Here is a 12066-nt window from a genome sequence, read left to right as displayed (position 1 = left end):
GAGATTTTTTATATCACTTGACAATATACTCCTAAGGGAGTATGTTGAAAACAACAGGAAAGAGGGAATCACAATGAAAAAAATATATCATGGTTCAAAAGATATTATTGAAAAACCCATATTTGGTTTAGGAAAAAAATATAATGACTATGGTTTGGGTTTTTATTGCACAGATAGTTTGGAATTAGCAAAGGAATGGGGTGTAGGTTGGAATAGGAATGGTTATGCTAATGCGTATGAGATTGAGTGTGATGGACTGACTATTCTTGATTTAAATAGTGAAGAATATTGTATTTTGCATTGGCTTGCGGTTTTGCTTGAAAACAGGGAATTTGATATGCCATCTGCCTTGGCGGTAGAAGCAAAAGAATACATTTTAAAATATTTTCAGGTGGATTATAAAAGAAGTGATATTATAATTGGGTATCGGGCAGATGACAGTTATTTTTCTTTTGCACAGGATTTTGTCAATGGTACAATTTCGTATCGTCAGTTAAATAATGCAATGCATTTTGGAAGGCAGGGACAGCAATTTGTCTTAAAAAGCGAGAAAGCATTTGAGAGAATTCAATTTGTTGGATATGAAGTGGCAGACAGTAATGAGTGGTTTGCAAAAAAAGAACTTCGTGACAAGTCGGCAAGAAGAGAATATTTTGACATAGAGCGAAATAAGCGTCAAAAAGGTGATCTATACATTACACAGATAATGGATGAGGAGATGAAGGCAGATGATTCACGCTTACGATAAGATATATCTTGAAAAGGCAAGAGCCTCTCTGGCAAGAATGCTTGATTTTGCAGTCTATGATTTGCATTATAATATTTCGGATTTTTTTGAAATGTTTTTAGAGTCCGGTCTGGCAGAGCGTTTTGAAAAAGGAGATACGACAATTCTTGTAGGAAAGTCTGGTGTGGAACTTGCGTATGAGGTTTTAGAAAAGGTTGGGAAAATGGAAGAAAGGGTAAAACCACGATATGCGGGCAACCGTAGTGAAGAATATTGGACGGGCTGGGCATTGGCATATTATCAGTGGAAAACAGCACTTTCATTTTCTGAAATTGTAACATATATCTCGATTGAGAAAATAGTAAAAATGTATACACCATACCATGAAATGGATATTCAACAGTTTGCAGATAAGATGAACGAACTGTATAGAGTAGCAAAGCCGGATACAAATCTAAAAATGTTGAGAAAGCGGGCAGGTCTTAGTCAGAAAGAACTGGCAGAGCAGTCGGAAATTCCACTTCGTACCATTCAACAGTACGAGCAAAGACAGAAAAATATCAACAAAGCTTCTGCTGAGTATGTAATTTCTCTTTCAAAAGTTTTAGTTTGTGAACCGGAAGATTTGCTAGAGCATACTGATTGAGGAGGAAACCATATGTCAGATCAGAGATGTAGGGAAGAATACATGCGAAGAATTCATAAAGTTCAGGATTATATTGAACAACATATTGGACAGTCAATGTCTATTGAGGATCTTTCAGAAGCTGCCGGTTTTTCGAAGTATCATTTTAGCCGCATTTTTCAGGGAATGTTACATGAGTCGCCGGCACATTATGTGAATCGCATTCGTATGGAGTTGGCATTGTTTTTGCTGGCACATCGGGTAGATAAAAATATGACGGATATTGCCTATGAACTTGGTTTTTCGGATTCTGCAGTGTTTTCCCGGACATTCAAAAATTATTATGGCATCAGCCCAAGAGAATATCGGCAGGAATATAGCAAGAATTGCAAAGAAACTTTTTTATTATCCGAATACAATAAGAAGGCAGCAAAGAAAGAAGTGGCAGATAATCCATTTCCGGTGACTGGGCAGATTACCATAGAAAGTCTGGAAGAGAAGCAACTGGTTTACGTCAGACATACCGGTACTTATGAGACCTTAGCGCAAGAGTATGCAGGGCTGATACAGAAGCTATTTGCTCATGCAAAGAAACAGAATCTTCTTTGGGATGGACAGAACTGGGTGCTTGCGATTTATCATGACAATCCGGAATTTGGAGAGGAAAGTCAGTTTCGTACCAGTTTGTGTCTGACAGTTCCGGATGATGTGGCAGTGCATGAAGATGAGATTCTTGGAAAGATGAAGTTAGAGGGTGGTCTGTATGCGGTTGGGCATTTTCGGATTCAACCGGAACAGTATCCTGATGCATGGAATTATATGTATCAGGAATGGCTTACCTGCAGTGGTTACGTTCCGAGAAATTCTTATCCTTTTGAAGTGTATTGTAACAATCCTGAAGAGGATGAAAAACATATCAATGTGGTGGATATCTACGTTCCAATTGAGCCCATTTCTTTCTAAATTACAATACGCTGCGGATTGATTTTATCATTCGGAGGTAAGCATATGGAAGAAATCAAGATTCAGGGAGCGCGAATTCATAATCTAAAAAATATCAATCTAGTCATTCCTAAAAATCAATTAGTAGTTATCACTGGTATGAGTGGTTCCGGAAAATCCAGCCTTGCATTTGATGTTCTGTTTGAAGAAGGCAAGAACCAGTATTTGCGGTCGATTGGCATTCTGGCAGGACTGGATAACGAAGACCGGTTCGATATGATTGAAGGTATTGGTCCGACGGTAGCAGTACGCCAGAATACCATTCGACAGAGTAATCCACGTTCTACGGTTGGCACCAAGACCGGAATTCTTAATCAATTGGCATTTGTTTATGCCAGTGACGGAAAAAACTTAGATGAGGATAGGGAGCACCTTTCACCGGGGGATTTTTTGTATACAACAGCTGACGGTATGTGCATCAACTGTCAGGGGAGAGGTTCTTATTATGATGTCAATCTGGAAAAGTTAATCCCGGACAAAACAACAACTCTGGCAGAAGTTTATGATAATCTAAAGGTGACTTCAGGTTTTTTACGGATTTTAAAGAAAAAATATGGTATTCATTTTGAAACACCATTCTGGCAGCTTCCGGAAGATGTTAGGGACGAAGTAGTGTATGGAACTTATGACAATGGAAAACAGAGCTATTGTCTGGAACGGGCACTGAGAAATGCATATGAAAAAGGGGAAGATGTAGAGGAAGTCTATGTCAAAACAATTTGTCCGGAGTGCCATGGGGAAAGAGTGGGTGATGAGGCGAGAGAAGTCCTTTTTTGTGGAAAACGGATTGGGGAATTGGGACAGATGACTTTGAACAGTTTGCTTGAATTTCTAGATGGAATAGCGGAAGAGGAACTGTCCCAGTTTGGAAGAAATGTAGTAAAAAATGTGAGGAAAAAGTTAAGGCATCTTATCGAATTTCGTTTAGGACATTTGAATCTTTACCGAGAGATGTCGTCTTTAAGCGGCGGTGAGGTACAACGTATTTTTCTACATCTTCATATGGAATCGGGACTGGATTCTCTGATTTATGTTTTTGATGAGCCTATGGCAGGATTGCATCCCTCGGAGAAGCAGAGTATGATAGAGGCCGTAAAAAGATTAAGGGATTTGTGGAATACAGTGATTGTGGTAGAACATGATAAAGAGATGATTTGTCAGGCTGATCATATCATAGAGATTGGACCGAAAGCAGGAATTGAAGGTGGAAGGGTAGTTTATCAGGGAGACTGTCAGGAATATGAGAAAGCGGATACACTACTTAGTAAGTATCTTTTTGTGAAAGGCGTGGTACCGGAACGAAAGGGGCATAAGACGGTCTTTGAAAAGGAAGATTGTCTGAAGTTAATACATGCCAATACCCATTATTTAAAGGATTTAGCAGTAGAATTTCCACTTCATGCGATGGTTGGAATTGCCGGATTATCAGGAAGTGGAAAAAGTTCGTTGATTGAGGAGACGCTCTTAAAGCGTCTTGCCAGCGCAAAAAAATATGGTCATGTGGATGGCATATCAGGAGTAGAACGAATCAATGGTTTTGTCAAGATATCGCAGGAGCCTATTGGAAAGAGTGCCAGTTCGACACCCGCTTCGTATATAGGAATCTGGGATAAAATCCGGGAACTTTTTGCCAAGCAACCGGAAGCACGGGATAGAGATATGGATGCAGGACACTTTTCCTTCCATTCGAAGGGAGCATGTCCGGAGTGTGGCGGAAGTGGTTATGAAAGAATTTTTCTGACAGCGGATTTTTCCGTAGATAAGGTCTGTCCCGAGTGCCATGGCAAGCGTTTTCAGGAAGAGAGTCTTTTGGTGGAATATAGAGGGAAAAATATTGCCGATGTATTAGAGATGAGTATTGCTGAAGCAGTCATTTTCTTTGCAGACCAAAGCAGTATTGTAAAACCGCTGCGTATTTTAGAACAGATGGGGATGGGATACTTAACGCTTGGACAGCCAACTTCTTCTTTAAGCGGCGGTGAGGCACAGAGGGTTAAACTTGCTAAAGAACTTGGAAAACAACGCAGAGGAAATATGCTTTATGTACTGGACGAGCCAACAACCGGACTTAGTATGTATGATACGGCATTGCTGTTAAGGCTATTGGAACAGCTGGTTATCAGCGGAAATTCCGTGATTGTTATTGAGCAAAATACAGAGGTCTTAAAGAATTGTGATTATATTATCGAACTGGGACCGGAAGGGGGAGACAAAGGTGGCGAAATTATTGCAGAGGGAACACCGGAGCAACTACGGAATAATGCCAATTCTAAGACAGGGAGGTATCTGATATGACACCAAAAACAAAGATGGAAAGAATCATAAGTAGCAGTTACAAAAACATGGGAGGTATCATTGTACAGAAAAAAGGGAAAACCGTATATGAAAACTACTTTAATGAATGTAGTGCAGATACTACATTTCATGTTTTCTCAGTAACCAAAAGCATCGTTTCAATATTAATCGGTATTGCCATCGAGAAAGGGTACATCGAAAGTGTTGAACAGAAAGTATTGGAATTTTTTCCGGATTATACGGTGAAAAAAGGAGAAAAAACAATACAGAGTGTTACGTTGAAAGATATGCTGACAATGACAGCTCCATATAGATATAAGTCAGAACCTTACAAGGAATATTTTTCAAGTGATAGTTGGGTGAAAGCTGCCCTTGATTTATTGGGAGGTAAGGGGAAAATAGGAGAATTCAGATATGCACCAGTCATTGGACCGGATATTTTGTCAGGGATTCTCACAAAAGCAACCGGGCAGTCTGTACTTGAGTTTGCAACAGAATATTTATTCACTCCATTGGGGATTCATGTGGAGAATAATATTATTTTTCATGATGAAGAGGAACAACTGGCATTTTATAAAGCAAAAAATGTGAGTGGCTGGGTGGCTGACCCAACCGGAATAAATACAGCAGGTTGGGGGCTCAATCTGACCACGATGGATATGGCAAAAATAGGTCAGCTGTACTTAGATGACGGAATGTGGGAAGGAAAGCAAATTGTATCGTCCCATTGGATAGAAGAGAGTACCAGGGAACAGAGCAGATGTAACCAATGGAAACTATCCTATGGTTATTTGTGGTGGATTATCGATGAGAAAGAACGTGCTTATGCAGCTATGGGAGATGGAGGAAATGTGATTTATGTTAATGAAGAGAAGGAAATGGTAGTTTCGATTGCTTCTCTTTTTGTACCACATGCCAAAGATAGAATAAAACTGATTCGAGCGTATGTCGAACCAGTTTTTGAGGATTAGGTAGCATAAGAAATTATAAATCTACAAATACAGCTTCGTGGTGAACCGCAGGCAGAAATTTTTCCAAAATATCCTTTGTGGAAAGTTTCAAACTGGAAGTGTTGATGCAAGGATGACATCCAAGATATTCTTCTTTCAGCAAATCCCGGTCCATCAGAAGCTGTATTTTATTTTCAGAATCATTCATCAGTCCCATGACACTGACAGAGCCGGGAGTGATGTCTAAAAGTTCTAACATATATTCTTCCGGTGCAAAGGAAAGTCTTGCAACGCCGAGCTGTTTCGATACAACTTTAGTTTGGAATTTTTTCTCTCCAGGCATCATCAACAGGTAAAAATTAGTTTTCTGTGTATTGCACAGGAAAAGATTTTTGCAAACGTGGATTCCAAGCCTTTTATCTACGTCATGACATGCCTCGATAGTTGGCATAGCTTCGTGGTCAATACGTTGATAGGGGATATGAAGAGAATCCAATAAATCATATGTACGGATTTCCTTGTCCAAACGATTTGTGGTATTTTCTGGTCGTCCTTCAAAAATTGGTGTATGTAAAATATCCATAAGTCATTCTCCTTTAGGGTATGGTAATGTTTTGAGATTTTAATAGTTTTATTTTGAAGGTGTTCGGGAAGAAAGTCAAGGGCGAAGGAAAGATTTGGCTATAATATAAATGGAAAAAAGTTATATAAAAGTGCACAATTTCCTTCTACGCATATATTGTAATTTGTTACAAAAATTTTACAATCCGGAAGAAAACGCTGACGAAAAAAATTTTTCGGTGCTAAAATAAAAGTAACAATTGTACAAGTGTGTAGAAGGAGTGAAAGCCATGTTTCAGACAGGTGATTACATGATATATGGAAATAGTGGAGTATGTCAGGTAGAAAGCGTAGGTACGATAGATACCATTCCGGGCATTCCTAAGGATAAAATATATTATACGCTAAAGCCTCTCTATATCAAAGGAAGTACCATATATACCCCGGTGGATAATCAGAAAGTTTTGATTCGTCCATTGATTTTAAAAGAGGAAGCAATGCAGCTGATAGATGGAATTGAAGAAATTGAAACCTTGTGGATAAGCAATGAAAAACAGCGTGAAGAAGTATATAAGGAAGAACTGGCAACCTGTGATTGCAAAGAATTGATAAAGATTATCAAGACAGTATATCAGAGAATGCAGGAAAGACTGGCGGAAGGAAAGAAGATTACCAACAGTGACCGAAAGTATTTCAAGATAGCACAGGATAGCCTATATGGAGAACTGGCAATTGTACTGGATATGGAAAAAGAAAAGGTAGAAGAATTTATTACTGAGCGAATGCAGAGAAAAGCGATGGAAATCGTAAAATAAAAGTTTTTTGTGATAAATAATCTCATTAAATCATATTGACATTTCCTATAAAACATATTATAGTGTTCCTAAAAAGTACCACTAATGAAAGGAAACCTATGGATACGAAGAATCTGATTGAATATCTGGTTGCTTTTGGCTTGACAGGTCAAGAGGCTTTGGTATACTTGGAACTGAATCGTTCCGGAAAAAGTACAGGATATGAAGTCTCTAAGGTTACTGGAATTTCTCGTTCCAATGCCTATAAAGCACTGGAAGGATTGGTGGATAAGGGCGCTGCCTGTGTCAGTGAGGGAACTGCCAAAAAGTACACGGCGGTAGGAATTGAAGAATTTTGTCAGAATAAGATAAGAACCTTACAGGAACGAAAAGAATATCTGATTGAGCATATGCCGAGAGAAAAAGAAGACACGGAAGGGTATATTACTATCCGTTCTGATGAAAATATTTCTGATAAGGTAAAAAATATGCTGGAAAGAGCGGAAAAACGTGTTTATATTTCTATGGCACAGAATTTATTGGCAGGAATAAAAACGGAGTTAGAAGCTCTTGTAGAAAAAAAGATAAAAGTAGTTATTTTGACAGACAAGTCCTTTGTATTAAGTGGAGCAAAGGTCTATCAGACACAGAATAAGAAAAATCAGATTGGAATTATTACAGATTCCAGATATGTACTGACTGGTGAACTGGGGAGAGGCAAGGAAAGTACTTGCCTGTATTCCGGACAAGTGAATTTTGTACAAGTATTTAAGGATTCCATGAAGAATGAGATACGTTTAATAGAATTAGGCGTAAAAGATAAGAAATAAGTGAGAAGAAGGAGCAGTCATTATGAAAAAAGAACCATTTGTAACCTATGAACAGTTAAAAGAAATTGTGAAAGAATACCCAACTCCGTTTCATTTATATGATGAAAAAGGAATTCGTGCCAATGCTCAGGCAGTAAAAGAAGCATTTTCATGGAATAAAGGGTTTAAAGAATATTTTGCAGTAAAAGCAACACCAAACCCATATTTGATTAACATCTTAAAGGAATACGGTTGTGGTTGCGACTGTTCTTCCATGACAGAGTTGATGATGGCAGATGCACTGCATTTTGATGGAAAGGATATCATGTTTTCTTCCAACGATACACCGGCATCTGAATTTAAGTTCGCAGATGAAATTGGAGCAATCATCAATTTAGATGATTTTACACACATTGATTTCTTAGAAGAGACGATTGGACATATTCCGGAAACCATTAGTTGCCGTTACAATCCGGGCGGATTGTTCAAAATCAGCAATAGCATTATGGACAACCCTGGAGATGCAAAATATGGATTTACCACAGAGCAGCTTTTTGAAGGCTTCAAAGTGCTGAAAGAAAAAGGTGCAAAGCACTTCGGAATCCATGCATTTTTAGCAAGTAATACTGTAACAAATGAATATTATCCAATGCTTGCAAAAGAACTCTTTGAAGTTGCAGTTAAATTAAAAGAAGAAACAGGAGCAGATATTCGTTTCATTAACTTGTCCGGTGGTGTAGGAATCCCTTATAAACCAGATCAAGAGCCGAATGATATTCGTGCTATCGGTGAAGGTGTAAGAAAAGTATACGAAGAAGTTTTAGTTCCGGCAGGAATGGGAGACGTGGCAATTTATACAGAGATGGGACGTTTCATGATGGGACCTTATGGCTGTCTGGTAACCACAGCAATTCATGAAAAACATACACACAAAGAGTACATAGGAGTAGATGCTTGTGCAGTAAACTTGATGCGTCCTGCGATGTATGGAGCATATCATCATATTACCGTTATGGGCAAGGATAACAGTGTTTGCGACCATAAGTATGACGTTACCGGTTCTCTTTGTGAAAATAATGACAAATTTGCAATTGACCGTATGCTTCCAAAGATTGATATGGGAGATTTACTAGTTATTCATGATACCGGAGCACATGGCTTTGCAATGGGATATAACTATAACGGAAAATTGAAGTCAGCAGAAGTATTATTAAAGGAAGATGGAAGCACTCAGTTGATTCGACGTGCAGAAACACCGAAGGATTATTTTGCAACCTTTGACTGCTTTGATATTTTAAAGGATATGAAATACTAATGATTGAAAGAAAAGATATTTTAAGTATACCATATTTGAAAAAAACAACATTTACCGGAAGCTATGAAGGCATGCGCTTCCGGTTTGCCTTAATAAAAACAGAAGAGGAAGAACACTTGGAAGTTTGCGCGTGGGATGCGCCTTATGCGTATGATTCTACTCCGGAAGAAAAAAAGCAGAGAACAAACGTGGAGTTCAGCGAAGAAGGAATCTGTCAGGGAGTAGAATGGTTAAATGAAGTTTGGCAGAAAGAGCCGGACCGCTGGAAAAAAGCGAAAACAAATTGGTGAGATAAAAAAATAAAGCGGCAGGTTTAATCCTTGCCGCCGAAAATATCTGTAAGACCTAGCAACTTTAAAATTCCTATCAATAATTTTCCTATAATGATAAATGGTAAACAAACAAGTTCTAATAATAATTTAATCATAAATCTTCCCCCATTTCGATTTTAGGTGAACAATTAAGAAAAGTAAAAACGCCGAAATCCTTAAGTTTGCTAGGATTTCGGCGTTTCAATAGAATGCCGGCGGTGGGACTTGAACCCACACGATGTTGCCACCGCCAGATTTTGAGTCTGGTGCGTCTGCCATTCCGCCACACCGGCATCTGTCGAACGTATCGCTCGAACGAATAATATAATATCATATGGAAATGGAAAAAGCAAGCATTTTTTTAAGAATATTTTGATTTGTTTCATTATCTTTGGTTACAACTATTGAAGACTGGGTGTGAAAATGTTACAATAAAAAACAGTAAATCTATAAAAAAGAGAAAAGAGGAAATAAATTATGAAAAAAACAATTAACGCACCAAAAGCACCAGCAGCAGTAGGACCTTATGTACATGCTGTAGAAGCAAACGGATTGATTTTTACTTCTGGACAGATTGGGTTAATTCCGGAAACAGGAGAGCTTCAGAATGGAATTGAGGCACAGACACATCAGGTATTTAAGAATCTTCAGGCAGTATTAGAAGCAGCGGGTTCTGATTTAGACCATGCAGTAAAGACTAGTGTATTTATTGATGATATTAATGATTTTGCAAAAGTAAATGAAATTTATGCAGAGTATTTTACAGGTGATACTCCGGCACGTTCCTGTGTAGAAGTAGCAAAGCTTCCAAAGGGCGCATTAGTAGAGATTGAAGTAATTGCAGTGAAGAAAGAAGCATAAGGAGATATTTTGTAATGATAGCAGAAAGAATCGATGCTTTACGGGCAGAGATGAAAAAAAGAAGCATTGATATGTATATCGTTCCTACTTCGGATTTTCATGAATCAGAGTATGTAGGTGATTATTTTAAAGCGAGAAAATATATTACCGGATTTACAGGTTCTGCCGGAACAGCCGTGATTACCATGACGGAGGCAGATCTTTGGACAGACGGAAGATATTTTATACAGGCAGAAAAACAGTTGAAGGGAACACCGGTTACTCTTTTTAAAATGGGAGAAGAGGGAGTGCCTACCGTTCAAGAATATGTGGAGAAGAATCTTCCGGAAGGCGCATGTCTGGGATTTGATGGAAGAGTCATTAATGCCGCAGACGGTGCATGCTATGAAGAAATCGTTGGTAAGAAAAATGGCTCTGTATATGTAACAGAAGATTTAGTGGGAATTATTTGGAAAGAGCGCCCACAACTTCCAATGAATCCGGTTTTTATTTTAGAAGAAAAATATGCTGGAGAAAGTGCACAGAGTAAACTGACACGGGTAAGAGAAAAAATGCAGGAGAAGCAGGCAGGAGTGCATATCCTGACATCCCTTTATGACATTGCATGGCTCTTTAATATTCGCGGTGGTGATATTGAATGTGTGCCGGTGGTATTGTCTTTTGCAGCAGTAACTATGCAGGAAGCATATTGGTTTATTCATGAGGAAGTATTGGATGATAAACTGAAATCATATTGTGAGAAGAATCATATTGTGATTCGTCCTTATGAAGAGATTTATCAGTATGCGGCAGAGATTCCGGCAGGAGAGACAGTATTATTAGATAAAAATATTGTAAATTATCGTATTTGTCACAGCTTGAAACCGGAAGTAACAGTTGTTACTGATAGTAACCCAACAGAGCTTATGAAAGCAATAAAAAATGAAACAGAGCTTAAAAATATCCGAAATGCCCATATTAAGGATGGTGTGGCAGTCACTAAGTTCTTATATTGGTTAAAAACTAATATTGGAAAGCAGAAAATTACAGAGATTTCTGCTTCCGATTATCTGGAAGCCAGAAGAAGAGAACAGGATTTGTTTGTAGATTTGAGTTTTGAAACCATTAGTGCATATGGAGCAAACGCGGCTATGATGCATTACTGTGCAACTCCGGAATCAGATGCAGAGTTAAAACCGGAGGGATTTTTATTGGTGGATTCCGGTGGACATTATCTGGATGGAAGTACCGATATTACCAGAACCATAGCACTGGGAAAACTTACAGAAGAAGAAAAATTCCACTTTACCACAGTTTGCCGTTCTAATCTGAATCTGGCAGCTGCTAAGTTCCTATACGGATGCCGTGGAACCAATCTGGATATCCTTTCCAGAGGGCCATTGTGGAATCTGGGATTGGATTACAAATGTGGAACCGGACATGGAATTGGATATTTATTGAATGTCCATGAAGGACCAAATGGTTTTCGTTGGAAAATCGTACCGGAACGAAACGATAGCTGTGTGCTTGAGGAAGGCATGGTTACCACAGATGAACCGGGCGTATATCTGGAAGGAAAGTATGGAATCCGTACGGAAAACGAACTGATTTGTAAAAAAGCAGAGAAGAATGAGTACGGACAATTTATGGAATTTGAGACCATTACCTATGTACCAATTGATTTGGATGCGATTATTCCGGAAGAAATGACAGGAACAGAGAGAAAACTTCTCAATGATTATCATAAGATGGTATACGAAAAAATTTCTCCGTACCTAACAACGGAAGAAAAGGAATGGTTGAAGGAATATACCAGAGCAATTTAAAAAAGGAAAGC

Annotated in this window: 12 protein-coding genes and 1 tRNA gene; 11 read left to right on the top strand and 2 right to left on the bottom strand. The window is 38.6% G+C overall.

All coding sequences use genetic code 11. The features are described 5' to 3' along the window. Positions 1 to 73 precede the first annotated feature (73 nt). The 5 genes from BIV20_RS09560 to BIV20_RS09540 are packed head-to-tail and all read left to right on the top strand — an operon-like array spanning position 74 to position 5620. The gene (locus tag BIV20_RS09560) at positions 74 to 748 is read left to right on the top strand and encodes a DUF3990 domain-containing protein (protein WP_075720437.1); all 675 of its coding nucleotides are present in this window, start codon (positions 74 to 76) and stop codon (positions 746 to 748) included. Next, complete coding sequence (locus BIV20_RS09555) at positions 729 to 1373, top strand: helix-turn-helix domain-containing protein (protein ID WP_075720435.1); 645 nt, start codon at positions 729 to 731, stop codon at positions 1371 to 1373. Before BIV20_RS09560 ends, BIV20_RS09555 begins: the two co-directional genes overlap by 20 nt. Before the next feature lie 12 nt (positions 1374 to 1385). Further along, positions 1386 to 2315 carry an AraC family transcriptional regulator gene (locus BIV20_RS09550; protein ID WP_075720433.1) on the top strand — a complete coding sequence of 310 codons (930 nt, stop codon included), beginning with the start codon at positions 1386 to 1388 and terminating at the stop codon, positions 2313 to 2315. Positions 2316 to 2360: 45 nt separating this feature from the next. Continuing rightward, positions 2361 to 4649, top strand: a complete 2289-nt coding sequence (locus BIV20_RS09545; RefSeq protein ID WP_075720431.1) for an excinuclease ABC subunit UvrA — start codon at positions 2361 to 2363, stop codon at positions 4647 to 4649. Further along, complete coding sequence (locus BIV20_RS09540) at positions 4646 to 5620, top strand: serine hydrolase domain-containing protein (RefSeq protein ID WP_075720429.1); 975 nt, start codon at positions 4646 to 4648, stop codon at positions 5618 to 5620. Before BIV20_RS09545 ends, BIV20_RS09540 begins: the two co-directional genes overlap by 4 nt. Before the next feature lie 13 nt (positions 5621 to 5633). Here BIV20_RS09540 and BIV20_RS09535 read toward each other — a convergent pair whose 3' ends face one another. After that, positions 5634 to 6182, bottom strand: coding sequence for a prolyl-tRNA synthetase associated domain-containing protein (locus BIV20_RS09535; RefSeq protein WP_075720427.1), 549 nt, complete (start codon positions 6180 to 6182; stop codon positions 5634 to 5636). A 268-nt stretch (positions 6183 to 6450) separates the two neighbouring features. Between BIV20_RS09535 and BIV20_RS09530 the strand changes: the two genes are divergently transcribed. The 4 genes from BIV20_RS09530 to BIV20_RS09515 all read left to right on the top strand — a co-directional run bounded on the left by BIV20_RS09530 (position 6451) and on the right by BIV20_RS09515 (position 9368). Further along, positions 6451 to 6975, top strand: coding sequence for a CarD family transcriptional regulator (locus tag BIV20_RS09530; protein WP_075720425.1), 525 nt, complete (start codon positions 6451 to 6453; stop codon positions 6973 to 6975). A gap of 98 nt (positions 6976 to 7073) precedes the next feature. Continuing rightward, positions 7074 to 7784, top strand: a complete 711-nt coding sequence (locus BIV20_RS09525; RefSeq protein WP_075720423.1) for a TrmB family transcriptional regulator — start codon at positions 7074 to 7076, stop codon at positions 7782 to 7784. Positions 7785 to 7806: 22 nt separating this feature from the next. Further along, positions 7807 to 9078: a diaminopimelate decarboxylase gene (locus BIV20_RS09520; protein WP_075720421.1), complete on the top strand. Its 1272-nt coding sequence runs from the start codon at positions 7807 to 7809 to the stop codon at positions 9076 to 9078. Beyond that, entirely contained in the window at positions 9078 to 9368 is a 291-nt protein-coding gene (locus BIV20_RS09515) for a hypothetical protein (RefSeq protein WP_075720419.1), read from the top strand. The genes BIV20_RS09520 and BIV20_RS09515 overlap by 1 nt, the downstream gene beginning before the upstream one ends. A gap of 231 nt (positions 9369 to 9599) precedes the next feature. On the opposite strand, the gene BIV20_RS09510 is transcribed toward BIV20_RS09515, so the two are convergent. After that, positions 9600 to 9682 (bottom strand) — tRNA-Leu (locus tag BIV20_RS09510). A 184-nt stretch (positions 9683 to 9866) separates the two neighbouring features. On the opposite strand from BIV20_RS09510, the gene BIV20_RS09505 reads away from it, so the two are divergent. Together BIV20_RS09505 and BIV20_RS09500 are read left to right on the top strand one after the other, a co-directional pair. Continuing rightward, on the top strand, positions 9867 to 10250 hold the full coding sequence (locus tag BIV20_RS09505; protein WP_075720417.1) for a RidA family protein: 384 nt from the start codon (positions 9867 to 9869) through the stop codon (positions 10248 to 10250). 14 nt (positions 10251 to 10264) lie between these two features. Continuing rightward, positions 10265 to 12055, top strand: a complete 1791-nt coding sequence (locus BIV20_RS09500; RefSeq protein ID WP_075720415.1) for an aminopeptidase P family protein — start codon at positions 10265 to 10267, stop codon at positions 12053 to 12055. Positions 12056 to 12066 lie beyond the last annotated feature (11 nt).

Origin of the sequence: Roseburia sp. 499 (genome assembly GCF_001940225.2) — a bacterium.
Taxonomy (GTDB): Bacteria; Bacillota; Clostridia; order Lachnospirales; family Lachnospiraceae; genus Petralouisia.
The sequence above is the reverse complement of the archived record's forward strand: the minus strand, read 5'-3'. Positions and strand labels throughout refer to the sequence as shown.

Excerpts from the sequence above, each read along its gene's own strand:
- BIV20_RS09520 (WP_075720421.1), top strand. The coding sequence starts at position 7,807 with ATGAAAAAAGAACCATTTGTAACCTATGAACAGTTAAAAGAAATTGTG.
- BIV20_RS09555 (WP_075720435.1), top strand. The coding sequence starts at position 729 with ATGATTCACGCTTACGATAAGATATATCTTGAAAAGGCAAGAGCCTCT.
- BIV20_RS09560 (WP_075720437.1), top strand. The coding sequence starts at position 74 with ATGAAAAAAATATATCATGGTTCAAAAGATATTATTGAAAAACCCATA.
- BIV20_RS09540 (WP_075720429.1), top strand. The coding sequence starts at position 4,646 with ATGACACCAAAAACAAAGATGGAAAGAATCATAAGTAGCAGTTACAAA.
- BIV20_RS09505 (WP_075720417.1), top strand. The coding sequence starts at position 9,867 with ATGAAAAAAACAATTAACGCACCAAAAGCACCAGCAGCAGTAGGACCT.
- BIV20_RS09500 (WP_075720415.1), top strand. The coding sequence starts at position 10,265 with ATGATAGCAGAAAGAATCGATGCTTTACGGGCAGAGATGAAAAAAAGA.
- BIV20_RS09545 (WP_075720431.1), top strand. The coding sequence starts at position 2,361 with ATGGAAGAAATCAAGATTCAGGGAGCGCGAATTCATAATCTAAAAAAT.
- BIV20_RS09515 (WP_075720419.1), top strand. The coding sequence starts at position 9,078 with ATGATTGAAAGAAAAGATATTTTAAGTATACCATATTTGAAAAAAACA.
- BIV20_RS09535 (WP_075720427.1), bottom strand. The coding sequence starts at position 6,182 with ATGGATATTTTACATACACCAATTTTTGAAGGACGACCAGAAAATACC.
- BIV20_RS09525 (WP_075720423.1), top strand. The coding sequence starts at position 7,074 with ATGGATACGAAGAATCTGATTGAATATCTGGTTGCTTTTGGCTTGACA.
- BIV20_RS09530 (WP_075720425.1), top strand. The coding sequence starts at position 6,451 with ATGTTTCAGACAGGTGATTACATGATATATGGAAATAGTGGAGTATGT.
- BIV20_RS09550 (WP_075720433.1), top strand. The coding sequence starts at position 1,386 with ATGTCAGATCAGAGATGTAGGGAAGAATACATGCGAAGAATTCATAAA.